The organism is Cohnella suwonensis (genome assembly GCF_042655365.1).
GTDB classification, from domain to species: Bacteria; Bacillota; Bacilli; order Paenibacillales; family Paenibacillaceae; genus Cohnella; species Cohnella suwonensis.
In genome coordinates, this window is record NZ_JBHSMH010000030.1 from 1 (window position 1) to 22,774 (window position 22,774).

The window sequence follows — 22,774 nt, forward strand, 5'->3', positions numbered from 1 at the left end:
CTACCAGAATGTATAAGTTTCACGCTTATCCATTTCTGAATCGTCTCCGCAAAGCTTCTTCAGCGCCCAGAGGACGCCGAAGGCGTTTTTGCTTGGTATGCAGCCGGAGACGAGGCAAGTGTAAGAAGATCAACTAATTTCGGAGAATAGCCTCTTCTCTGAAAACTAGATGCGGAGAGTACACGTAAATAAGGCGGAATGGCGGATTTTCAATAATAACCTGCAATTAGGTGATCATTTTACAAGAAATGTAATGAACAGTCCGAATAGGAGAAAAATAGTTGCCTTTTATACATGGAGTTACGAAGATGAGGGGGAGCGCCTTGCATGTGGAAACGGGAGGCAAGGATAAAGTACCTTTTAGAAGTTAAAGCTCCGAAACGATCGTAGCGGTTGGAACGTCGGAGCAAGTGGCGCAAGTAAGAGCGTCGCATTCGGGGAGGTTTTTGCGGAAAGCGCTCGGGTGATCGAGTGAGTTTGCAGGTTGGTGAAAATTCTATAATAATGATTTTCATTCTCAATGAGAATGTGATAGGATGGAAGCAACGAAAGGCAGGCACGATGGCATGACATACATAGCTTGGCGAACCCTCGCGGCGGCCGAATCGGTGGGATAGCCCGAATAAATCGAGTTATGACCCGTTCGGCGTCCGAATCGGCGGAATAGCCAGAAGAAATCGGGTTAAAAGTCCGCGTGGCGGCCGAATCGGGGGAGTAGCCCGAATAAGTCGGGTTAAATGCGCGCGCGGCGACCGAATCGGCGGAATAGCCCGAATAAGTCGGGTTAAATGCCCACGCGGCGTCCGAATCGGCGGAGTAGTCCGAATAAATCGGGCTAAAAGTCCGCGCGGCGGCCGAATCGGCGAAATAGCTCGAGCAGATCGGGGTGAAAGCCCGCGCGACGCCGGAATCAACGTAACCCCGCGGCCAGGCCGGGCCAACCCAAGAACGGAGAGATGGATTCACATGAGCGAACGGGATATTTTCGACGTGACGATTATCGGAGGCGGTCCGGCCGGACTGTACTCCGCTTTCTATAGCGGTTTGCGCGAGATGCGGGCCAAAATTATCGAATTTCAGCCTTACCTGGGCGGAAAGGTGAACGTATATCCCGAGAAAATGATCTGGGACGTCGGCGGACTGACTCCGACGACCGGGGAAAAGTTGATCGAGCAGTTGATCGCGCAAGGGCGGACGTTCGATCCCGAGGTCGTTCTCGGCGAGAAGGTGACGTCGATTCACAAAGGCGAGGACGGGATTTTCGCGCTGAAGACGTCTTCGGGAGCCATGCACTACTCCAAAACCGTCATACTGGCGATCGGCTACGGCATCCTGAAACCGACGAAGCTGCAGCTCGAAGGCGCGGATCGTTTCGAGGTCGGCAATCTCCACTACACGGTGAAGTCGCTCGGCCGCTTCAAAGGCAAAACGGTGCTCATCTCGGGCGGCGGCAACGCGGCGATCGACTGGGCGAACGAGTTGGAGCCGATCGCGAAGAAGGTGTATTTGACTTATCGCAAGGATGCGCTGAAGGGGCACGAGGCGGAAGTGTCCCGATTGCTGAGCAGCACGGTCGTCTGCCTTCTCAATACGGAGATCGACAAGCTGATCGCGGAGCCGGGGCAAGAATCGATCGACCGCGTTCTCCTCAAGAATAACGACGACGGCGCTCAGGTAGAATTGGCGGTCGACGAGGTCATCATCAATTACGGCTACGAGAACGACAAAGACTTGCTGGCGAACAGCGAAGTCCGAATCGACATGAAGGACGAATGGGCCATTAACGGCAGCCCGATGAGCGAGACTTCCGTCGAAGGCATCTACGCGGCGGGGGACGCGCTGACCCACGTAGGCAAGCTGAATCTGATCGCGGGCGCGTTCCAGGACGCGGCCAACGCGGTGAACAAGGCGAAGCAGCATATTACGCCGGAGGCGCAATCGTACGCGATGGTGTCCTCGCACAACGACGTGTTCATCGAGCGGAACCGCGAGCTAAAGAAACAATTGTTCGGGTCATGAGCGTGCTACGAGCGGCAGACATAAGCCAAAGTCCGTCAGGAATTGTCCTGACGGTCTTTTCGATTTTACTTATATAAGGCTTGAAGAAGCTTATAGATCGTGGCGGCGGCTTCCGCTCTCGTGGCGATGTCGCCTGGGCGGAAAACGAGCTTGCCGTCGCGGTCCACGCTGCCGTTCATGAGCTTGGCGGCGACGACGCCGCCCGCTGCTTCCCGCGCCCATGCGGGGATGCGGTCGGCGTCCTTGAACGCAAGCGCGCTTTCGCCCGCCGCGTTCATGTCGCCCGCCGAGCCCTTGTCCGCCTTAAGGGCGGAAGCCAGGATCGTTGCCATCTCCGCCCGACTGATCGGCACGTTCGGCTTAAACTGCTTCGCTCCGTTCGCCCCCGTGGAACCGCGCATCCATCCTGCTTGCGCGAGAGCGGTGATCGCTTCCCGAGACCATGCGGGCAGGTCATTGTCGTCCGCGAAGCGGTCGGCTTCGCCGGTCTCGGGAGAGGTCAGTCCGAGCGCGGCAGCAAGCATTTTCGTGAATTGCGCTCTTGTTACGGACGCGTTCGGTTGGAAGCGTCCGGTCGAGTCGCCCTGAACGACGTTCATTCCGGCCAAACGGTCGACGTAGGCGGATGCCCAATGGTCCTGCAGATCGGGGAAGGCGATCGTCCGCGCGCCGAACACCGCGAACTTCGTAAAGTGGTTTACCTGTATGGTCACCGTTCCGTCCGATCCGATTTCGCCGCCGACGAACGTCCATCTCGCCAGCGTCTCGTCGTAATAATAAACGGCAGGCCTGTAACCGTTCGCGACCAGAGTTGCGTCGAAGAGAAAAATCAACGTCACAGGGGCGGAGAACCGGCTTCCGGTCGTACTCGTCAGCTCCACCGTCGGGCTAAGCGCTTGAAGATTTCCGACCGGCGGCGTTTGTGCCGGCGATGCGATCGATACGGATACTTGGCCGGTTATCCGGATCGTGCCCGCGGGGAAGACGATTTTGACGACGTTATTGAGCGTCCACTCCGAGGAACGGTCTGCATAGACGTCGAAGGCTTGAGCCTCCGGCTCCGCTTCCGTCGCGTCGCTAGGTTCCGACGTCGGCGGAGTTACCGGAGGAGTAACAGGCGGCGTAGTCGGACCAGAAGGATCGGTCGGATCGGTCGGATCAAATACTGCCGCCAGCAGCGTTGCCGTCATTTCTTCGGCATCCAGCATTTCCGTTCCGCTTATGGCAGACCCGCGAACGACGATGCCGAGCGAGATATCGCTAGTCACGGCCGAAGCGGCGCTTCCGCTCAGCGTAATCTGCAGTTCGCCGGCGTCCGTCTTGCTTACCGAATAATCCAATCCCTCCGGCATACCGCTAATCACGACGTCCTCGCGACGCGGGGAGCTTGTCCAAGTTCCGTTCGTCGCCCGCAAAATCAACGAATCGTTCGTCGGGTCGATGAATTCCCCGTCCTTCATGGCGACTTCGGCGTCCTGCGCGCCGACAACAAGCCTGTTCAAAATGCTAATCTTGAACTTCTTCTCCGTTGAGGCATCTATTCCGCCGTTTGCTATCCCGCCGTTATCGCGCAACGTGACGGTTACTTCGGCGACGCCGCTCGCGTTCTCCGCGGGCGTATAGCTGAGCGTTCCGTCTCCGGAGATCGCCGGCTGCGCGGAGAACAGCTCCGGACGGTCGGCGATGGCTTCGAACGTCAACTGCTGGTCGGTCTCGCTCGCGGGTCCGGCCGACATGCCCGTCGCCCAACCGGGAACGGATTGCGCGGAGGCGTTCGCCTCGACGATTTGATCCATGCCGCCGAAGAACGAAGGCGCGTCGTTCACCGGATCGACTTGGATCGGGTAAACCCGCGTCGTCGACTTCTTGTTCTCGATATGGCCGTTACCGGTATCCGATACCGTGAAGGTTATCGAATCGTACCCTGCATAATCCGGATCGGGAACGTAGGTCAGCCCGTCCAGCGCCGCGTTCAAGTCGTCCGCCGATCCGGCGTAAGCGACGTGCGCGCTGTCGTTCGCGCCGTCCTCGAGCGTCAGACCGTTCGCGTCGGCAAGCGTCAACTTGCCGTGACTAACGCTGAGATCGGCCGTCAACAACGTATCGGCCGCATCGGGGTCGCTTGCGCAAGGCGCTGCGTTCGGCGATCAGCGGAGACCGGTTCGAACGCGAGACCGTAATTCGAAAATTTCCGGTCGTGGCGTCCGCTCCGCCCATAGCCGTACCGCCGTCGTCCTTCATGACGATGGCGACGTTCGCCGTCCCCGCCGTGTCTAGCGCCGGTTGGAACGAGAGCGTGCCGCTCGGATCGATAGCGGGTTGCTGCCGGAACAAGTCGGGGCGGTCTGTAGTCAATGCGAAGGAAAGTCCCTGGTTCTCGTACTGTCCGGCCGTAATGCCGGTTGCCCAGCCGGGGATCGCCACGGGAGGCTCGTCGTATTGTGCCATCACGTCGGTGCCGGCGACAAAAGAAGGCGAATCGTTAACGGCATGAATCGTTAACGGGATCGAATAGGTTCCCGTCGCAGGAGCCGGATCGTCCGCGCTTCCGCTATCCGCGACACTGACGGCCAGCGCGTCGTTACCGTAGTAATCGGCGACTGAACGATAGGAGAGCGTCTTAAGCGCCGCGATCAGGTCGGAGCGAGAGCCTGACCATGTCATACTTGCGCTACCGTTGTCTCCGTCGACGCGAGTCAGCCCGCTCGTCGATGATAAGCTCAGCATTCCGTTAGCGACGGACAGGCTCAGCGTATAAGCGTCGGCAGCCGCATCATTGTCGTTGAACTCCAATATCGGCACCGGAACCGTTCCGTCGTCCTCGTACAGGACATTCGGAACGGCTCCGTCCCGCGTTCCGTAGGCAATCGTTCCCTCCGTTAAGGAGGGAAGGACGGTATCGAAGTTCCAGTTAAGCGATAATCCCGGCTCGTTGCCGGAGAGCCTGCGGTTTTTGTATTTGACGATGTCGCTTTCGGGGCGAACGGAGTTCCAGACACGCACCTCGTCGATCTCGGCGCTGCCGCGGTTACCGGAATATACGTCTTTGCCAGCAGCGAGATCCACCTGATTAGGGATGCCGAGGTGCACCCATCCATAGGCATAGGCTACGCCGACCGGGGCTCTGTCCAAGTATAGCGTGGCCATTACCGCATTGTTCGCAAAAGAGACGGCATAGTGGTGTCATTGCGTAATGTCGTCGACGTGAAAGCTGGCGCTAAGTTTGAACTTACCCCCGGTGGAACCGATCAGGTAAACGTCCATCGTTGTCGTGCCTTTCACGGGAGACAAGATAAATCCGTTCGGGTTCTGGGACGAGAGGAGAAATCCGTTTTCGCTCCAAGCGGCGGAATCCGATCTCGCCCAGAGTTCCGCCGTAAAGTCTTTCAAATAGATGCCGGAAGCCGATACGGCCGCGTCGGTTCCGTTTAGTTGCAAAGTCCGGTCCGCCGATTCGGAGATGACCGGCTGTTCGTTGGCGGCCGCCGCCGCGCGGGGCAACCAGCCGAATAGAGACAAAACGATGCTTAACGAGAGCATAAGGGCAAGATGGTTCCGGCGAACGCTTAAACGCGCCATAACGGGTATTCCTCCTATCAACCTGTCTATCCGCCACCCATTCTAGCAAAGCTTAATCCCGCTAACGATTAACGAAAGTTAACTTTGGCGAATATCGTTCAAGCTCGGCTTGCGATTCCCGGTTCGCAACTCTGGTATAATGACAATCAGAACATCGTACGGAACCTTCATTAACTTCACGCGCGGTTTGGTCGCGAGAGGGTACTCCGACGAGGACGTCTCCCGCATCATGGGCGGCGATTGGTTGCGCGTATTCGAGCAAGTATGGCGGTAGGGGGCAACGACGGGATGAACATCGAGAAGCTGACGGCACGGACGTTCCATCTCTATTGCGCGGGCGTGTTCGAGGGGAAGGTCCGGTTCGAGGACGGAAAAATCATGTGCGCCAAGGTCGATCCAAGGCGGAGAACGCAGATGCAGCCGAACGTCATGGCGGACAAGACGCCGTACGCGATGCCTTTCGGACACATTCGGCAATCTCTCGGAGCATACGCGGACGCGGAGTGGAGCGGGGAAGAGGTCGTCCTCGGCAACGGCGACGTCTACCGCTCCCATATTCGCTATACGGCGACGATCTCGGGGGAGGAACGCACGTCACAGGTGTGGGCGCGCAGGCGGGAGACGGCGCTGGACGTCGTGACGTTGGACGGCGAACCGGTCGCTTTCGTGTCGCCCAACCGTTACGGGATGGAGGTTCTCGTCGCGGAAGGGCTCGAGCCTCTTACGCCGCTGAACGTGTACGGCGATCCCAGACTGTCCCGGCCGCTTTACGGCGTCGACGAGCTCGGCACGGATCTCGTTCCGATGCGCGACGGCGTTCGGTTGGCGACGGACGTCTACCTTCCGGAAGGAGGTAAACCCGGCGAGCGTTGGCCTACGATCCTTGTTCGGACATGTTACGATCGCAACCTGCGTAAGGAATCGTTCAAGCGTTGGACGAACAAAGGCTACGCCGTCGTTAATCAGGACGTCCGCGGCCGGGCCGATTCCGAAGGGGAACTTGTCCCGTTCTACTACGAGAGGGACGATAGCGCGGACACGATCGATTGGATCGTCACGCAGAGTTGGTCCGACGAGCAAGTCGGGATGTGGGGCGCGTCCTACTTGGGTTACGTCGTGACTGCGGCGGCGACGAGCGGCCATCCGAACTTAAAAGCGGTCGTGAACGAAGTGAACGTCGGCTCGCCGTTCGTCGATACGGTGCGCAAGGGCGGCACCGTCTGTTCGTGGCCGCTGCTCTGCTGGACGTTGGCGCAATCGGTCGGCACCCGCACGGACTTCGATATTTTCGCGGGGAAGACGGTTAGTCCGGAAGCCGCGGTCGACGCGCGTCCGATCCGGGACATTCCGCGCCAGACGATCGGCAGAGCTTCGGGGCCGTGGGATTTGTGGGCGGAGCATCCGGAGTACGACGACTTCTGGCGGAATTGCACGTTCACGGAGCGGGGCGATCAAGTCAAAGCGCCGATGTTCGTCATCTCCGGCTGGTACGACGGCGACGGCGCCGGCGTCTCGGAGACGTGGAGAATGCTGACCCAACACGACGTTCCCCATCGGAAAATCTGGCTCGGTCCGTGGGAGCACGGCCCGAACCGGGCGCGCGACCTGCAGGGCGTCGCCTTCGGCAACGACGCCGTCGTCTACGACTACGACGTGTCGGTGCTCAAGTGGTTCGATCGGTTCCTGAAGGGCGTGCCGAACGGAATCGAGATGGGACCGAGGGCGACGTATTACGTCGTCGGCGCGAACGAGTGGCGGGCGTCGGACGATTGGACGCCGGTCGAAGCGAAAATCGAGCCTTTCTATCTCGGCAGCGGCGGACGGGCGAATGCCTCGAGCGGTGACGGCACGCTGCGGACGGCGGCATCGTTCGCGGACGGGGCGGGAGAAGAGGACAAAGGCGAAGGCGAGGCGTACATTGGAGACGGTTCCGCGAGGGGTTCCGGCGCGAACGCCGAGTTCGATACGTTCGTCTACAATCCGGACGACCCGGTCGCGAGCAGCGGGGAGCGGGAACCGGAGAACATGCGCAAGCACGAGCTAAGGAACGATATTCTCGTCTACACGGGAGAACCGCTGGCGGACGAGTTGACCGTGGCGGGCGAACTGAGCTGCGAGCTGTACGCCGCGAGCTCGGCGGTCGACACGGATTGGGTCGTCACGCTGAGCGACGTGGACGAGTCGGGCAACTCGATCCGGCTGTCGGACTATATCGTGAGGGCGAAGTATCGCAACGGATTGGACAATCCGGAGTTGCTGACGCAGGGCGAGGTGGAGAGGTACGAGATTTTCATGCAAAATATCGCCCATACGTTCCCGCGCGGCCACCGGATTCGGTTTACGGTGACGTCGTCCAGCAAGTTCGTCTCGTTCCCGAACACGAATACGGGAATGAATCCGTACGACGATCCACGGCCGGTTATCGCCAGACAGACGATCTATCATTCGGAGCGATATCCGAGCCATGTGAAGCTGCCGATCATATCGAATTAATCGAGCGTAATAGAGGAAATGATTTCCTTTATATTGGCGAACAGGGCGGCAAGCCGAGGGTATAGAGGAAACATTTTCCTCTATGTGGCGGGTCTTTGGCTTTAGCATGGATAGGAGTCCGCACGCGCCTACAGCTTCCTATTTTGAGAAACGCTCCAACCGCCCGTGACGGGGGTTTCCTTGCTGCCGTTCGGATTCGTCGGGAAATAGCTCAGCTTGATCGTATCGAATTTGAGCATGATCGTTTCGACGGCGTTATCGAAGGAATAGCCTGCGATCTGGACGGAGCCGAGATCGATCGTCAGATGAGGCAAGGCGCCTTCGCCCTGCGGGACGAGAACGATGCGACCGGTCTTGACGGACGTTCCCGACAGGGAAGCGAGAACGATCGGGACCGACGCGGCGTCGGTTTTCTTCGTGACGGCGAACTGGCTTAACGTCGATTTGCCGCCGCCGCTTCCGCCGCCTTGCGACGAAGCGAGAGAATTCGCGATATCGAATTGGAGGCCGGTCAGGACGATCCAATTCTCGTAACCGCTAGCGTTCGATTCTCCGGTGATGCCGTCGAGCTTCAGGTAAGCTTTATAAGCGAGAGCGGGATGCGAGCCGGGCGCCGCCGCCGTATCCGCGGCCGCCGAGGCGGCTCCGGTTAATAACAATAAGAGGACAAGCGCGATCGCAAGCTTTTTTCTCATGGAACGCATGCCAAAAATCCCTCATTCCGTCGCGAGTTTGTTAAAGGTATGCCCGATCCCGCGCGGCTAGAACGGAAGAGATAAATTGAAGTTGTTGCTTAAGCCCAATCGAACAAATAATGCCGATTTAGATGCTCGAAAGCACTTAAATCGGCATTTTTTTCGTATAAGCGATGCTCTATTCGTCGTATTTGAATTTGATGCGAAGAAGCTTGTCGTTCTCCGGCGTGCGGGGGAAATCCTCGTAGGAGTAACTGAAGCCCGCCAAATCTTCTTGCGCGTTGAACGCTTTCTTCATATCCGACCGGACGGTAACGCCCCTCTCGTACCGAATCGTGAGCTCCTTCAGCCGCAGCGCCGCGGCGGTGGCGATCTTGTTCGCCAGTTCGTCCGCGTTCGCTGCCGAGTAGTCGTCCGTCAAGTAGAGGAAACCAAGCTTCTCGTACATTTGCTCGTAAAACGTTTTGCGAGCCGCGTCCTTGGCCGGAAGCGTCGTCAGCACCGAGTCGTAGCCGGTGACCGCGAGCGGGTATGCGGATTGGGGCTTCCACTTGTGGTCCGGCTTCAACTGGGCGTCGGTCAGGTTATAGTAATCGTAAGACGTCCGCCCGGCGACGTCCGGCACCGGATCGTCCCAAGTCGTATCGAGCTGGTACCACTTGCCGCCGATTTGAACGAGGTTCCACGTATGCGCGATGCCTCTCGACGTGCCTTCGACGATTTTGACCGGAATGCCGGCCTGCTTCATCATCTCGTAAGTGACGAGAGCGTAGCCTTGGCAGACGGTCTTGCCCTTGAACAGTCCGTCGTAAGCGGAATGGGAAGCCAGACTCCTATCGTATGCGAGGTGGGTGACGATCCAGTCGTGAATCGCCTTCTCCTTCTGGTGGTCGTTCATGCCCGCCTTCAGAATGCCGCGCAGCGCTTCGGCGATCTTCTTCTTCACGTTCGCCGTCTGGGCCGCCGTCTCCCAGTAAGTGAACTTGAACGTGATCGTCGCTTTCGAACCTGTAATCGACGCGTTATAGCCATAAGTCTTCACGATATAGTGCAAATAGTCGTCGGAGGCGACCGCAGCGTCGAGCGTTGCCTTGATCGTGTTCTTCAGGGTGGAGGCGGTGCCCGAGTAAGTGACCTGAAGGGTGGAGAGTCGCTGGTTAAGGCCGTTAACGATCTGCTTGCGCAGTTGCTCTTGGGACGAATTTCCCGCCGCCGCTTCGGCGTACGGGCTGATCGCCCGGACCGTTCCCCAGGCGGACGCGAGGAGGAGCGCGACGGCTAACGATGCGTTCAGGATCTTGTTCAAGGATGGCGCCTCCTTTGTCCGCGATTCGGAATTTATAAGCTTCACCATATCTATTTCCGAATCGTCTACGCGTTGAAGTTACTATGAATATAGCATATTAAACATTCGGTCGCGCATGCCTGCGGTCACGTTCTTCTTCTGCGGCTATCCGACCGGCGAACGTCGGTTGGAAATTCCGGCGGACGTTCGTTACACTTGAGGAATCTGCAACGAATAAGGGAGTGTTCCAATGGGCGAGGAGACGAACGATCGCGAGGACGGTTTCGAGATCGGATTGTATACGTTCGGGGATACGGCGAACGGGACGGAAGGGAACGCGGTTCACCGGAAGGTGAAGGAGATCGTCGAAGCGGCGAGGCTGGCCGACGAGGCGGGGCTGGACGTATTCGGCATCGGGGAGCACCACCGCCACGACATGGTCGCGTCTTCGCCGCCGGTCATTCTGGCCGCGATCGCCCAAGCGACGAAGCGGATCAAGCTCGTCAGCGCCACGACGGTGCTCAGCACGGCCGATCCGGTGAAGGTGTTCCAGGATTTCTCGACCGTCGATTTGTTATCCGACGGACGGGCGGAGATCATCGCGGGGCGAGGGGCGTTCGTGGAGTCGTTCCCGCTGTTCGGGTACGAGTTGAACGATTACAACGAGTTGTTCGCGGAGAAAATCGAGCTGTTGCTGCGGCTGAACGAGCAGTCCGACGCGACGTGGAGCGGGCGCTACCGGTCCGCGCTCGACCGCTCGCCGATTACGCCGCGGCCGCTGCAGCAGAAGCTGCCGGTCTGGATCGGCGTCGGCGGCACGCCGGAAAGCGCGGTCCGCGCGGGCCGGCTCGGCACGGGCATGTCGCTCGCCATCCTCGGCGGGGATCCGGCGCGGTTCAAGCCGTTCGCGGATCTTTACCGGAGGGCGGGCATCGAGGCCGGCCATCGGGAACGGGATTTGAAGGTCGCGGTGGCGACCCACGGCTACGTCGCGAAGACGACGGAGCAAGCGGTGCGGGAGTTCTATCCGCATTACATGCATTATTTCGGTACGCTCATGCGCGAACGCGGGCAGCGGTTCGGGATGACGCCGCAGGAGCTGGAGATGATGGCGGCGCCCAACATGGCTCTCGCGGTCGGCAATCCGGAGCAGATCGCGGAGAAGATCCTGTACCAGCACGAACAATTCGGTCACGTCCGCTACATGGCCCAGATCGATATCGGCGGACAGTCGCTCTCGCATATCGCGCGGGCGATCGAGCTGCTCGCGACGGAGGTCGCCCCGATCGTGCGCCGCGAGCTCGCCAAGCGCAAGACGGCGCGCTAAGCCGATTATTCGCGGGATGGGGACGTTCTGTACCGGTCGTTCTCGCCGAGAATTTCGCGCACGACGTTGCGGACCATTTTCACCTGATCCGGCCGTTGCCCGCGCAGCGTCGTCAGGATTTCCTGAACGTCCGCTTCGGATTCCGTTCGCTTCTCCTCCACGTCGACGAAAGAGAATAATTGGGCCAAGCCGACGTCCAAGGCGTCCGCGATTTTGGCGAGGTTAAGGAGAGAAATATTTTTCTCTCCTCTTTCGATTTGCCCGATATAGGAATAATGGAATCCGCCTTTCTCCCCGAGCAGTTCCTGCGACATTCCCCGTTCTTTCCTCAAGCCGCGAATGCGTCGTCCGACGAGCTTCAATACGTCTTGTTCCATCGTCCACACCTCTTTGGCTTTCAGTGTAGACAAAAAGCGCCGTCGCCAACACGAGCGTAAAGATCGCATTGTGTTCAATAATAGTATTCAAAAGTATTATTTTGAACTATAATCAAGACAAGTGAATACCATTATCCGGAGAAAAGCGATTCATAAGTATGATTTCGCGGCGTAAAAGGAAGTCGAATTCGACGCGCCGGGCGATCGGGGGATAGCCATGCTGCTCGGACTACTTAACGACAAGGGACAATGCCGCCTTCTCGACGTGGGGGAAATCTTGTACATGCAGACCGACGGGACGGGAGACTTGACGATCTACTCTTACGACGAGAAATTCCGGACGATCTCCTCGGCGGAAGATTTCGCCGAATTTCTGAGAGAGGCGGGCTTCGTCAGAACGGATCGCGGCACGCTCGTCAACATGCGACAAGTCGAGGCGTACGACCCGGCGCAGAACGTGCTTCGTCTCCGATTGAAGGAGGGGGAAGTGCTCGTTCCCGCGGCTCGGAACCGTAGAAGAATTTTGCGAGATTATTTTGCGGGAAAGCAGGTCTAAATAGCTGAGGATTGCCCATTCTATTAGTAAGAGTTCAAAGAGTTCGATTTTCGGCACCGAGAAGGTTAAAAGATTCGATGCCGAACCGGCTTCCCGATTCGCTTCGTGATCAAAATCGGGCTCTTTGAATAACCTCTATTAAGAGAGTAACTTTCGATAGAGTGGGTGATGGGATGCTCATGCTAGGCGTCGCCGGCATTATGACATCTATGGCCTTCGCCGGGAGCATCAGAATGGGGATGGTGTCGGAGGCGGGCAAGGCGATCGCGGTTGCGGTGGCGGCGATCGGCATCGCGCTCGGCATGACGGTCGGCACGATCGCGGCCGGCGTCGGCGCGGGTGCGGTCACTCGCGTGTCCGTCGCCCTGATCGGAGGCGCGGTGTTCGTGATCGCGGTCAACGCCGCGGCTCGCAGGCGGATCGGGAAGGCAAGCGCCAGATAGACGGTACTTCGAAAGGTAGGAAAGCAAAAGGACACCGGCGCGCGACCGATGTCCTTTTGCTTTGGGATGGGAAAGCGAATCCGGAATTCGCGGAAATAACGTTGTCCCACACCGCTAACTACCTCGGAGTCCCTCGATTCGCCGAAATAACGTCCTCCCAGACCACTAACGACCTCGGATTCCCTCGATTCTGTGAAATAACGTCCTCCGGCACCGTTGCGTCGGTTAGCCGACGAACTCGCGGCGTAGCGCGAACAGATCTTTGAGCTCGTCCGTCGACAGCTCGGTAATCCAGCCTTCGGACGATGAGATGACGTTGTCGCTGAGCTGCGTTTTGCTTTCGAGCATCTCGTCGATCCGCTCTTCGAGCGTGCCGAGGGAGATGAACTTATGCACCTGGACGTCGCGGGTCTGACCCATCCGATAAGCGCGGTCGGTCGCTTGGTTCTCGACGGCCGGATTCCACCAACGGTCGAAGTGGAACACGTGATTCGCCGCGGTCAAGTTCAGGCCGACGCCTCCGGCCTTGAGCGAGAGGATGAAGACGGCCGGTTGCCCGTCTTCTCCCGATTGAAACCGTTCGACCATGCGGTCCCTCGCCGTCTTCGACGTACTTCCGTTCAAATACAGCGCGGGTTCTCCCAGCTCTCGCTCGAGCACGAACTTGAGCATCTCCCCCATGCCGACGTACTGGGTGAAGATCAGGCAGCGGTCGCCTTCCTCCCGTAGCTCCTTGACCATGGCGAGCAGGCGCTCCAGCTTCGCCGAACGGGAGACGATTCCCGCGACGGCCGTCGAACCGGCGTCTAGATCTTCGCCGTCTCCGGAACCGCCGGCGAGGCTGCCTTCGACCTCGGGAATCGCATCCCATTCGTCCGCGCCGTCTCCGGCTTCCGGCAGCTTCTCCTTCGTCAGCAGCATCGGATGGTCGCACAGCTGCTTCAACTGGGTAAGGGCGGCGAGTATGGCGCCCTTGCGTTCGATGCCCTCCAGCTTCTGCATTTTCTCCATTAATTCCTTGACCGCCTGCTCGTAGAGCGCCCCTTGCTCGGCCGTCAGGTTCACGTACGTCTTCATCTCGTTCTTGTCGGGAAGATCGAGCTGGATGGCGGGGTCCTTCTTCTTCCGCCGCAGCATGAACGGCTTGATGAGCCGCTGCAGCTCCGCCGTATGCCCCTCGTCCCGGTCTCTTTCGACCGACGAGGCGAATTTCTCGTTGAACTCTCTCAAGCTGCCCAAGTATCCCGGGTTCATGAAATCGTACAAGGACCATAGCTCGGAAAGCCGGTTCTCGATCGGCGTCCCGGTGAGCGCGATGCGGTGTTTCGCCTGCAGCGTGCGAACGACCGACGATTGCTTCGTCTGGGCGTTCTTGATATTCTGCGCCTCGTCAAGGCTAAGGGAAGCCCAAGTCACGTTCTGAAGCGTCTCTTGATCGAGCGAGCAGGTCGCGTACGAAGTGAGGACGACGTCGGCTTGCCGCGCCGCTTCCGCGAAGTCTTCTCCGCTTAGCCGTCTGTTGCCGTAGTGTAGCATGACGCGCAGGGAGGGGGCGAAACGGCTGAGTTCCTTCTGCCAGTTGCCAAGCACGGACGTCGGGCAGACGATGAGCGACGGCGAGCCTAACGAAGCACCGTCGGCAGCCGCAATCGACTCCGCGGCAGAGTCCCTAAGATGGAGCAAATAGGCGATCAGCTGCACCGTCTTGCCGAGCCCCATATCGTCCGCGAGACAAGCGCCAAGCCCGAACCGGCGCAGCAGGCCGAGCCAGGAGAAGCCTTCGCGCTGATATTCGCGAAGCTCGGCCCGCAGGCCGGCGGGTACGGGCAACCGCGGCGGACCGTCCTGCTGGTTCAATTGCCCGATCAATTGGGCGAGATGCCCGTTCAGCTCGACCTCGAGCCGGATCCGATGTTCTCTCGCCGCCTCATCCTCCTCCGAATCGGCCGCGGCGTCCGGGTTGAAGTCGGAGCCTCCGAGCAGATGAAGCTGAAGCACGTCTTGGAAAGACAAGCCCATCTTCCTGTCGACGCTCGCCATCGCCTTGCGGATTTGCGACAGCAGCGCCGGATCGAGCTCGATCCATTGGCCGCGGAACCGGACGAGCCGCTCGTTGCGGGCGACCAATTGGGCGAACTCCGCTTCGGTCAAGTCGACGTCCCCGATGGCGATGCGCCAGTCGAAGTCGATCAACGAATCCAGGCCGAACAACGATCCGCCGGCCCGTCCGGCCTCGCCGGATCCGGCCGCGGAGCCGACCTTCGCCCGAAGGCGCGGCTTCTTGCGGCTCGCGGCTTCCCACCAGGCGGGCAGCAGCACGTGCCATCCCGCCTCCAGCAATCGCTGGCTGTCCGCGGTCAAGAACCGCCAGGCCTCTTCGTCGTCCAGGGGATCGGCGAAGACGTCCCTTCCGGCAAGGGCGAAGCGTTCCGCCGGAAGGACGGCGCGAAGCCGCTCCAACCAGTTCGCCGACCGCTGCCGCACGTTGTCCGTCCAGGCGCCCGGCCAGGAGCCGAACGCTTCGCCGTCCTCGGACAGGCGAACGGCGGCGGTCGCGGACGGGTCGCGCTTATCCTGTAGCAGAAGGCGAACGCGCCATTCGCCGTCGTCCTCGTCCGGCTCCAGCAGCTGCAAAGCCGGGCGGAACGACGCGTGATCCGCCTTCCAGCCGATGCCGACGAGCCATTCCTTCTCGTCCCAGCCGTCGTCGAACGGCTTGCTCTTGGCGAAGAGAAGAGGGTGCTCCCTGCGCAGATCGGCCGCCGTCGTCTCCGTGCCGTAGTGGGAGTGGAAGACGGAGGCGGAGAACGCGGAGCGCAAGCCGGCCATGAAGTCGCCGTCTTCGTCGGCCGCCTCGTCCTCGTCCGGCCCGCCGAGCGAACCGTCGGAATCGCGGGCGAGCTCGTCCCATGCGCGAAGCACGGCAAGATCTCCCGCGGACAGCGCTTCGTCGTCCCACGTCCACTGCAGCTTGCCGTGGCGGAAGGCGTCGTAGCTCGGCACGAATCCCCTGTCGTCGACGCAGCCGGAGAGGAAGGCGGCCGCCTTGACTAGCTTGGCGGCCGTGCCGTCCCATTCCCAGTCGACGTGGCGAAGCAGCTTGAGCTTTCCGAAGAACGGAATGACCATCTCGGCGGGCAGCAGGACGAGCTCGAGCCCTTCCAACCGGCGAACTTCCAGCTCCGTGCCGTAGAACGATTCCTCGTGCCAGGCGAACAGATGGTGCTTCAGGCTCGTTCCCGGGAGCGAGTCGTATTCGCCGCGATAGCCATGAATCAGCGCATCTCCGTAAGCTCCGAGCACGACTCGAATATGGATCGTATCGTTGGCGTTAATTAGGCTCATGATAGCAGGTTTCCTTTCTTCAGCTCTTCCTGAAGCGCGCGAAGCCGGCTATTGCGGCTGGCGAACCCTTCCAAGAACAGCTCCCAGCGCCGCTCTTGCTTCAGCTTCTTGTATAGTTTCGCGAGCCGCTTGAGCAGCCTGACCGCGATTTTGTATCCGTCCCTGTTTTTCTGGAGCACGTATCTCTCGATCGCTTGGTGGTAGAAGGGCAACAGAAGCTCCGGCGCGTTCTTCTCCACGGGCTGCAGGTCGGTTACGCGGAACTCCAGCGGATCGCTGCCCTGGCTGAGATGGTAGTCCATCCAACGCTCCCAACGTCCCCGCGCGAGCAGCTTCTCTTCGTAGAGCTGGCGCGATTGCGGAAGACGCGAGGCGAGGACGTCCCACATTCGCTCCTCCGCCTCCGGAAGGTGACGGGCGGCGATTTCCCAATACTCCGCGTAGGGACGAACGTCTTGGTTGCGTCTGAAATTCATCTTCGGGGCGGCCCATTCCAGCCAATCCGTGAGCCGTTGCCATTGTTCGGCCCGCGCGGGCAACGCGAAGAAATAGGAAAGAATTTCGGAAGGGAGGGCGCCGGCTTGGGGCGTTTGCCGGAGCGCCTTCCGCGCGGCTTCGTCGTCGATCCGCTGCAGCATCGCGGCGCGCGCGACCGCGATCGCGAGAGAGGCGGCGGCCGACGCCGTCGCGATCCCGTCGTCGGAGCGATCAAGCTCAAGCAGCTCGTCCGCGCACGCGCGACGCTCATCATCCGGCGCGAACGAACGATATAGCCACGCGCCGAGGTAATGCTGAAGAAAATATTTCGCGTCGTTTGTCTCCTTCAGCATTTCCTTGCGCAAGTAAGCGATCGTCTGCCCGGCGTAGCTCTCGCCGTCTTCGGCGGACGCAAGGATGCCTTCCTCGAACGTCTTGGCGATCGATTGGTGCACGTCTTCCGCGGCATGGTGCGTATGGAAGGCGAGATAGGAATACACGTAGCCGGATTGATCCTGCGGCTGCTTCGAGAGCTTGGACAGGACGAACAATCTGGCGTGCATAGCGAACATATCCTCGGCGCGTCGCGGCATGGACGGCTTCAAGCGAACGATGGCCGCCAAGACGTCGTCCACGAACTGGGCGTTCCTCGCGCCTTGCATCAGCCTCTCGGTCGCGGCGGCGAAATAGCGGTGCCACTCTTCCGCGCCCGCCGAAGGAAGACGCGCGGCCAGCTCCCGAAGCGCCGATTCGTCCTCCGAAGCTTTTTTCGCCGCTTGCAGCTTCGCCTCGTGATAGGAGTTCGCTTTCGGCGCCGCCTTCGGCATCTCCCGGCTCCTGGCGTTGACGAGGGCGTGAACGGGGCGGCCGTGCACGTCGGCGTACTTGAGGAGAGCGGCGAACGCGTGCTTGCAATTATAGCTGACGGGACAATTGCAACGGCTTCGTTCGAGCCACTCGAGGTTCGCGGAGACGCGGTACAACTCCGAGCCTTCCACGAGCGCGGCGATCTGTCTAGGCTCGGGCATCGTCAGCTTCACGACGCGGCCTTGCTTATAGTACTGGAAGCCCCTGTTGATGGTCACGTCGTCGAAAACCTTCGCGGCGTCCCGAACCAACGCGTCCCATTGATCGTCGTCGATTTCGTAAGTAGGTATCATTGGCGATTAACTCCCATGCTTTTCGGTGACTCTAATCCCATTATTATAGCACGATCCTTCCGCCGATCTCGCGGTCGGTAATCGCATTCTCTTCCGCGCCGCGAATTCCGGAGGAAACCTTCGCGCCTTCAGGCGCGTATTACTTACATCAGCTATCATCCTATGCAAGCTTACCCGAAAGGAAGTTACGAAGTGGATAAAAGTCGCAGCCGCTCGATCTGGGCGGGCATCGGCGTGTTCTTGCTGGCGAAGCTTAAGTGGGCGATCGCGTTGTTGAAATGGACGAAATTCGGCGGTACGTTCGTGACGATGATGGTCAGCTTGGGCGCTTACGCCGCGTTGTACGGATGGAAGTTCGGCGTGGCGATCGTTTATTTGATTTTCGTGCACGAGATGGGGCATCTCGTCGCCGCCAAGCGCAAAGGCGTCAAAACGTCCCCCGCGTTTTTCATTCCGTTCGTCGGGGCGATGGTCAACATGAAGGAACCTCTGAAGGACGCGGCTACCGAATCTTACGTGGCGTACGGAGGACCGCTGGCCGGCTTGATCTCCTTCTTGCCCGCCGTGGCGCTGTACGAATACACGGGAGAGCCGTTCTGGGCGCTCGTCGTTTTCCTGGGCGCGATGATCAACTTGTTTAACCTCATTCCGGTCACGCCGCTGGACGGGGGCAGAATCGTATCGGTGCTCTCCACGAAAATATGGCTGATCGGCTTGCTCATTCTCGGCGTTTACGCGGTAATTTCCATGAGTCCGCTCATCTTCCTCATTCTGATCATCGGCATCTTCGGCTGGTGGAACCGCGGCAAGGAAAGCTATCGCAACGGCTTGTTGTCCTGCGAGAAGAAGAAGATCGAGGCGTTCCGGGAGCAAATCTCGCAATGGCCTTCCCTCACGAGCACGTGGGACCTGAAGCGCTCGATGCAAGAGCAACTCGCCTCGGCGAAGTCGAGAATGGGCAAGGAGAACGCCCGCTTCATCCCGTTCTGGGACGACGACAAGAAGCTCGTCCGGGAGCAGGCGAAGATGGACGAGCATTACGCGAACCAGACGCTCGCGCTTCTGTAGCAATGGGAACATCAGCCGGTTATGTACGAGGACGGCGATCCCGACCGTCCGATTCCTTCGCAATTGCTGGCCGGCGTCATGAGCCAGTCCGGCGAACGGCTCGCGCAGATCGACGAGGCGCTCGGCTATAACCGGGCGTATTACGAGGCGCCGGCGAAGCTGAAGTGGAAGGTTCTTGCCGCTTACGTGCTGCTGTCCGCAGTGCTGTCCGCGTTCATGATTTACGGTTATAACATCATGGAGCTTCACGAAGCTTCCGGGTTGTAGGAGACGAACGCCGCCGCGAATGGTACAATAAGGAAACGGACGGGCGAACGGACAGTATACAATCGACAGGGTGTGCCGACATGGAATTGGTGAATTGCAACCGATGCGGGAAGCTGCAAGTCCAAAGGCCGGATACGTTATGCCAGGATTGCAAGCAGCTTTACTTGGCCGAAGCGCAGGTCGTCAAGGACTACATCAAGTCGAACCCGGGTGCCAACATCATGGATGTCGCGCGGGATACGGGGTATTCGATCAAGCGGATCAAAGAAATCATACAGAATTAGCCGAAGGTCAAAAACCTTCCGGAAAGACGCGGGATTCCCCGCTCTCTTCGGAAGGTTTTTTCTTGTGCGACGGTTACGGGCCCGGCTCGATCGTACAGATTTTCGCGGATAAGACCGAGTTTTTGGAAGATCTAAAGCAGATGTACACAGCAATGGACGAAGACGTTGCTAGGGCTATATTCGACGGTTTTAAGGACAAATGGCGCAAGCAGTACCCAAAAGAGATAAAGTCTTGGGAAGAGTAGCTCCCAACGCTTCTGACCTTCTACGAGTATCCGCCGCTGACGTGGCCCCGCGATCTACACAACGAATCCGATCGAGCGAATGAACAAGGACTTCGCTTGAGCTACGCCCTCCAGTAAGACAAACAACTATATTTCATGTCCATCGTCCCGGCGGAAAAACCTACTACGCAAACTTCTTGACGCTACCCGCCGACGCCCCGATCGCGCCGAGTAGCCGGAAAAAATCCGGCTAAAGCGCTGCCGGCGCCCCGACCGCGCCGAGTAGCCGGAAAAAATCCGGCTAAAGCGCTGCCGGCGCCCCAACCGCGGCAAGTAGCCGGAAAAAATCCGGCTAGAGCGCCGTCGACGCCCCAACCGCGGCAAGTAGCCGGAAAAAATCCGGCTAGAGCGCCGTCGACGCCCCAACCGCGCCGAGTAGCCGGAAAAAATCCGGCTAAAGCGCTGCCGACGACCCAATCGCGGCAAGTAGCCGGAAAAATCCGACTAAAGCGCTGCCGACGCCCCAATCGCGGCAAGTAGCCGGAAAAAATCCGGCTAAAGCGCTGCCGGTGCCCCAACCGCGCCGAGTAGCCGGAAAAAATCCGGCTAAAGCGCTGCCGGTGCCCCAACCGCGCCGAGTAGCCGGAAAAAATCCGGCTAAAGCGCTGCCGACGCCCCAACCGCGCCGAGTAGCCGGAAAAAATCCGGCTAAAATCTTATCTTCGGTACACGGCGGCGGAGTCGACTAACTCGTAGGAGTGGGTTCGCTGCATGCTATGCGTCGTGGGACGCAGCATTCCTTTCGACACTAACGATCTTACGATTTTGCGACTGGTATCTTCGCCGATCTCCAAGCATTCGCTTACATCGCGTAAGCGGATCGGTCGGGCGAGCCACATCGCGTGCCGGATGACTTCATTCTCGAAGAGCGTCAACTTCGCGGCGCTTCTGTCCTTCGCGAAGCCTCCTCCGAATTTTCCGTACAACTCAAAAAGCGTGCGGCGGCTCAAGTCCGGTTTCTTGTCCATCTCGTCGTAGGAAAAAGGCACGTAAAGAATGCCCAACGCGCCCATCGAACGTATCCGCATTTTCTCGAAGTCGTAACGAGGCCGCGTGATGTTCTCCGCATGCGACGCGAATCCTTCGGCTTCTAGACCGAAGCGGACGTTGTCGTCGTAAGCGTCGATGTAAGCCTTCGTTCCCGTCATCGTCACGAACTCCTTTTCCAGCACGATGCCCTCGAACGAGCGGCGAACCGGCCACACGATTTCCGTAAGCAGTTTCCTCTCGCCCTCGGACTGCTTGTTCAGTTGCTCCAAACGCGCCCCCTTTGCCGTCAGTTTCTGACGTTCCAGCAACTTCTCGTACTCAAGCTCCCCTTCGGACTTACCATGCCCCCGATTCATTCCCATGCCAATCCTCCGCCTCTTCGGTAAAATAAAAAAACGCCGTTCTCTCCGGGAAGAGTAACGGCGTGTGCTTCACGCGTGGGTGCATTCTATTTACGACCAATAGTACCGTGTACAACCTTACCTCACAAGCCCATCTTCAATAAGAGATAGACATATCAACATGCGTCCCTGTTACGTGCGAACGGCGAGCCGATCCTTGATCGCGCGCCATTCCGCGAGATGCCGCTCCAAGTCATCCACGAGCGCGTCGACGTCGCGGACGAATTGTTGGCGTTCGACGCCCTCGAGATTCGGAATGTCCGCGGGCGACAACGAGATCGGCGCGGGCAAAGTGCCGAGCATGACGTTCAGCATTTCTTCGACCGGATTGACGGGTTCGAACGGCTCGTCCGCTTTTTCGTCCAAGGCGATCGGCGCTTCGATCCGGGGAGGCGTGCGCCTCTGGGCGGCAGGACGGGTAACGGGAGGCTTGTCCCCGTCGTCCCCGCCCGCTTCGGGAGGCGCGGGCGCTTCCGCGATCGCTGCCACGGGAGTCTCGGCATTGTTCGCGGCGGGAGCCGGCTCCGCGCTCTTGGCCCGCTCTTTCTTGTTGTGCTCGTGCGTCGCCCACGTCTCGAGAAGCTGCGGTCCGGTCTTGAAGAGCAGCTTGCCCTTCGTCGCGTCGGAAATTTCCTTGTCCTTGAACAGCTTGGCGATACGTTTGACGTCGGTGATCGGCATTTCGTCCGCGGCCATCGTAAGCGCGAGCGAGTCCCGGTATTCCATCGGTAAGTCCTTGAGAGGCAGGAGTTGGTCCTCCGTGAGCTGGTCTTTGCGGATGTCCGTTCCACCCACGATCAGCCTGCGGACGGCGGGGCTGAACTTCAGCAGGTCTAGCTTGTTCTTGATGTAGGCTTCCGGCTTGCCGAGCTTGCTGGACATGTATTTGGTCGAGCTGCTGAAGCGAGCGTCGGTGAGGAGCTTGTTGAACGCTTCCGCCTCCTCGATCGGGGAGAAGCCTTCCCTCGTCAAGTTCTCCGCGATCTGCTCCAAATAAATTTCCATCTCGTCCGTGACGATGGAAACGATGCAAGGAACGGTAGCCAAGCCGAGCATCGTGCAAGCCTTGTAGCGGCGGTTGCCGTAGATGATCTTGTAGCGGCCGTCGTCCGTCTTGCGGACTTTGATCGGGGATAACAAGCCGAGCTCCGCGATGCTTTCCTTGAGCTCTTGTAGCGCCTGTTCTTGGAATTGGTAGCGCGGTTGGTCTTTGTCTTCGTCGATCAGATGTATGGGAATCGGAATGATGTCCATGGGGGTCTCCTGACTTTGCTGAAATAACGTCCTCCCGCGCCGCTAATGAGCACGAAGTTGGCGTTTCCGCAGAAATAACATCCTCCCACGCCGCTAATGGGCACGGAGTTGGCGTTTTCGCAGAAATAACGTCCTCCCGCGCCGCTAATGGACACGAAGTCGGCATTTTCGCCGAAATAACGTCCTCCCGCACCGCTAATGGGCACGAAGTCGGCGTTTTCGTAGAAATAACGTCCTCCCGCACCGCTAATGGGCACGGAGTTGGCGTTTTCGCCGAAATAACATCCTCCCGCACCGCTAATGGGCACGAGGCTGGAGCGTTCATCGCCGAAATGCGTCCTCGAATGAGCGTAGCCGGGCGTCGTTGGGAACAACTGTATTATAGCTCAGCCGCCAAGGATTGGGAATAAAGCTTGTTGTTCGAAATCCGTCGTACTATGATAAAGAGTGCAACAACGAGACTTGAGGTG

General features: G+C 59.1%; 19 protein-coding genes and 1 pseudogene. 10 read left to right on the forward strand and 10 right to left on the reverse strand.

The genetic code is table 11. The features are described from left to right. Window positions 1-966: 966 nt before the first annotated feature. Entirely contained in the window at window positions 967-2,019 is a 1,053-nt protein-coding gene (locus tag ACFPPD_RS10995; protein ID WP_209749296.1) for an NAD(P)/FAD-dependent oxidoreductase, read from the forward strand. 65 nt (window positions 2,020-2,084) lie between these two features. Here ACFPPD_RS10995 and ACFPPD_RS11000 read toward each other — a convergent pair whose 3' ends face one another. Genes ACFPPD_RS11000 through ACFPPD_RS11010 form a run of 3 tightly spaced genes read right to left on the reverse strand, consistent with a single transcriptional unit; the run spans window position 2,085 to window position 5,598 of the window. Beyond that, complete coding sequence (locus ACFPPD_RS11000; protein WP_209749297.1) at window positions 2,085-4,118, reverse strand: S-layer homology domain-containing protein; 2,034 nt, start codon at window positions 4,116-4,118, stop codon at window positions 2,085-2,087. Next, a complete protein-coding gene (locus ACFPPD_RS11005; protein WP_209749298.1) occupies window positions 4,093-5,166 on the reverse strand; it encodes a hypothetical protein in 1,074 nt (357 codons plus the stop codon). The genes ACFPPD_RS11000 and ACFPPD_RS11005 overlap by 26 nt, the downstream gene beginning before the upstream one ends. A gap of 36 nt (window positions 5,167-5,202) precedes the next feature. Beyond that, on the reverse strand, window positions 5,203-5,598 hold the full coding sequence (locus ACFPPD_RS11010; protein WP_209749299.1) for a hypothetical protein: 396 nt from the start codon (window positions 5,596-5,598) through the stop codon (window positions 5,203-5,205). 139 nt (window positions 5,599-5,737) lie between these two features. Here ACFPPD_RS11010 and ACFPPD_RS11015 point away from each other — a divergent pair, with 139 nt between their 5' ends. Together ACFPPD_RS11015 and ACFPPD_RS11020 are read left to right on the forward strand one after the other, a co-directional pair. After that, on the forward strand, window positions 5,738-5,872 hold the full coding sequence (locus ACFPPD_RS11015; protein ID WP_209749300.1) for a membrane dipeptidase: 135 nt from the start codon (window positions 5,738-5,740) through the stop codon (window positions 5,870-5,872). A 14-nt stretch (window positions 5,873-5,886) separates the two neighbouring features. Then, window positions 5,887-8,091 (forward strand): CocE/NonD family hydrolase, encoded by a 2,205-nt coding sequence (locus tag ACFPPD_RS11020; protein WP_209749301.1) that lies wholly within the window; start codon window positions 5,887-5,889, stop codon window positions 8,089-8,091. Window positions 8,092-8,219: 128 nt separating this feature from the next. On the opposite strand, the gene ACFPPD_RS11025 is transcribed toward ACFPPD_RS11020, so the two are convergent. Both ACFPPD_RS11025 and ACFPPD_RS11030 read right to left on the reverse strand, forming a co-directional pair. Then, entirely contained in the window at window positions 8,220-8,786 is a 567-nt protein-coding gene (locus ACFPPD_RS11025; RefSeq protein WP_378082206.1) for an Hcp family type VI secretion system effector, read from the reverse strand. A gap of 178 nt (window positions 8,787-8,964) precedes the next feature. Next, window positions 8,965-10,092, reverse strand: a complete 1,128-nt coding sequence (locus ACFPPD_RS11030) for a transglutaminase domain-containing protein (protein WP_209749303.1) — start codon at window positions 10,090-10,092, stop codon at window positions 8,965-8,967. Between the two features lie 229 nt (window positions 10,093-10,321). On the opposite strand from ACFPPD_RS11030, the gene ACFPPD_RS11035 reads away from it, so the two are divergent. Then, entirely contained in the window at window positions 10,322-11,398 is a 1,077-nt protein-coding gene (locus ACFPPD_RS11035) for an LLM class flavin-dependent oxidoreductase (protein WP_209749304.1), read from the forward strand. 5 nt (window positions 11,399-11,403) lie between these two features. On the opposite strand, the gene ACFPPD_RS11040 is transcribed toward ACFPPD_RS11035, so the two are convergent. Next, window positions 11,404-11,775: a helix-turn-helix domain-containing protein gene (locus ACFPPD_RS11040; RefSeq protein ID WP_209749305.1), complete on the reverse strand. Its 372-nt coding sequence runs from the start codon at window positions 11,773-11,775 to the stop codon at window positions 11,404-11,406. A 217-nt stretch (window positions 11,776-11,992) separates the two neighbouring features. Here ACFPPD_RS11040 and ACFPPD_RS11045 point away from each other — a divergent pair, with 217 nt between their 5' ends. Both ACFPPD_RS11045 and ACFPPD_RS11050 read left to right on the forward strand, forming a co-directional pair. Continuing rightward, entirely contained in the window at window positions 11,993-12,331 is a 339-nt protein-coding gene (locus ACFPPD_RS11045) for a LytTR family DNA-binding domain-containing protein (protein WP_209749306.1), read from the forward strand. 233 nt (window positions 12,332-12,564) lie between these two features. Further along, a complete protein-coding gene (locus ACFPPD_RS11050) occupies window positions 12,565-12,774 on the forward strand; it encodes a hypothetical protein (RefSeq protein ID WP_209749307.1) in 210 nt (69 codons plus the stop codon). 225 nt (window positions 12,775-12,999) lie between these two features. Here the strand turns inward: ACFPPD_RS11050 and ACFPPD_RS11055 are convergent, their stop codons facing one another. Further along, window positions 13,000-16,119 (reverse strand): DEAD/DEAH box helicase, encoded by a 3,120-nt coding sequence (locus ACFPPD_RS11055; protein WP_209749308.1) that lies wholly within the window; start codon window positions 16,117-16,119, stop codon window positions 13,000-13,002. Next, window positions 16,116-17,756, reverse strand: coding sequence for an SWIM zinc finger family protein (locus ACFPPD_RS11060; protein WP_209749309.1), 1,641 nt, complete (start codon window positions 17,754-17,756; stop codon window positions 16,116-16,118). Before ACFPPD_RS11060 ends, ACFPPD_RS11055 begins: the two co-directional genes overlap by 4 nt. A 192-nt stretch (window positions 17,757-17,948) precedes the next feature. Here ACFPPD_RS11060 and ACFPPD_RS11065 point away from each other — a divergent pair, with 192 nt between their 5' ends. The 4 genes and pseudogenes from ACFPPD_RS11065 to ACFPPD_RS26980 all read left to right on the forward strand — a co-directional run. Further along, window positions 17,949-18,824: a site-2 protease family protein gene (locus ACFPPD_RS11065; protein ID WP_378082213.1), complete on the forward strand. Its 876-nt coding sequence runs from the start codon at window positions 17,949-17,951 to the stop codon at window positions 18,822-18,824. 21 nt (window positions 18,825-18,845) lie between these two features. After that, window positions 18,846-19,091 carry a hypothetical protein gene (locus ACFPPD_RS11070; RefSeq protein ID WP_378082214.1) on the forward strand — a complete coding sequence of 82 codons (246 nt, stop codon included), beginning with the start codon at window positions 18,846-18,848 and terminating at the stop codon, window positions 19,089-19,091. Window positions 19,092-19,171: 80 nt separating this feature from the next. Beyond that, window positions 19,172-19,375: a hypothetical protein gene (locus ACFPPD_RS11075; protein ID WP_209749310.1), complete on the forward strand. Its 204-nt coding sequence runs from the start codon at window positions 19,172-19,174 to the stop codon at window positions 19,373-19,375. Window positions 19,376-19,479: 104 nt separating this feature from the next. Beyond that, a pseudogene (locus tag ACFPPD_RS26980) lies at window positions 19,480-19,711 on the forward strand (transposase); the annotation flags it as partial. Window positions 19,712-20,315: 604 nt separating this feature from the next. On the opposite strand, the gene ACFPPD_RS11080 reads toward ACFPPD_RS26980, so the two are convergent. Further along, complete coding sequence (locus tag ACFPPD_RS11080; RefSeq protein WP_209749311.1) at window positions 20,316-21,011, reverse strand: hypothetical protein; 696 nt, start codon at window positions 21,009-21,011, stop codon at window positions 20,316-20,318. Between the two features lie 171 nt (window positions 21,012-21,182). Next, on the reverse strand, window positions 21,183-22,304 hold the full coding sequence (locus ACFPPD_RS11085) for a ParB/RepB/Spo0J family partition protein (RefSeq protein WP_209749312.1): 1,122 nt from the start codon (window positions 22,302-22,304) through the stop codon (window positions 21,183-21,185). Window positions 22,305-22,774: the final 470 nt, after the last annotated feature.

Excerpts from the sequence above, each read along its gene's own strand:
- ACFPPD_RS10995 (WP_209749296.1), top strand. The coding sequence starts at position 967 with ATGAGCGAACGGGATATTTTCGACGTGACGATTATCGGAGGCGGTCCG.
- ACFPPD_RS11005 (WP_209749298.1), bottom strand. The coding sequence starts at position 5,166 with ATGGCCACGCTATACTTGGACAGAGCCCCGGTCGGCGTAGCCTATGCC.
- ACFPPD_RS11010 (WP_209749299.1), bottom strand. The coding sequence starts at position 5,598 with ATGGCGCGTTTAAGCGTTCGCCGGAACCATCTTGCCCTTATGCTCTCG.
- ACFPPD_RS11015 (WP_209749300.1), top strand. The coding sequence starts at position 5,738 with ATGACAATCAGAACATCGTACGGAACCTTCATTAACTTCACGCGCGGT.
- ACFPPD_RS11020 (WP_209749301.1), top strand. The coding sequence starts at position 5,887 with ATGAACATCGAGAAGCTGACGGCACGGACGTTCCATCTCTATTGCGCG.
- ACFPPD_RS11025 (WP_378082206.1), bottom strand. The coding sequence starts at position 8,786 with ATGAGAAAAAAGCTTGCGATCGCGCTTGTCCTCTTATTGTTATTAACC.
- ACFPPD_RS11035 (WP_209749304.1), top strand. The coding sequence starts at position 10,322 with ATGGGCGAGGAGACGAACGATCGCGAGGACGGTTTCGAGATCGGATTG.
- ACFPPD_RS11040 (WP_209749305.1), bottom strand. The coding sequence starts at position 11,775 with ATGGAACAAGACGTATTGAAGCTCGTCGGACGACGCATTCGCGGCTTG.
- ACFPPD_RS11045 (WP_209749306.1), top strand. The coding sequence starts at position 11,993 with ATGCTGCTCGGACTACTTAACGACAAGGGACAATGCCGCCTTCTCGAC.
- ACFPPD_RS11050 (WP_209749307.1), top strand. The coding sequence starts at position 12,565 with ATGGGGATGGTGTCGGAGGCGGGCAAGGCGATCGCGGTTGCGGTGGCG.
- ACFPPD_RS11055 (WP_209749308.1), bottom strand. The coding sequence starts at position 16,119 with ATGAGCCTAATTAACGCCAACGATACGATCCATATTCGAGTCGTGCTC.
- ACFPPD_RS11060 (WP_209749309.1), bottom strand. The coding sequence starts at position 17,756 with ATGATACCTACTTACGAAATCGACGACGATCAATGGGACGCGTTGGTT.
- ACFPPD_RS11070 (WP_378082214.1), top strand. The coding sequence starts at position 18,846 with ATGTACGAGGACGGCGATCCCGACCGTCCGATTCCTTCGCAATTGCTG.
- ACFPPD_RS11075 (WP_209749310.1), top strand. The coding sequence starts at position 19,172 with ATGGAATTGGTGAATTGCAACCGATGCGGGAAGCTGCAAGTCCAAAGG.
- ACFPPD_RS11080 (WP_209749311.1), bottom strand. The coding sequence starts at position 21,011 with ATGGGAATGAATCGGGGGCATGGTAAGTCCGAAGGGGAGCTTGAGTAC.
- ACFPPD_RS11085 (WP_209749312.1), bottom strand. The coding sequence starts at position 22,304 with ATGGACATCATTCCGATTCCCATACATCTGATCGACGAAGACAAAGAC.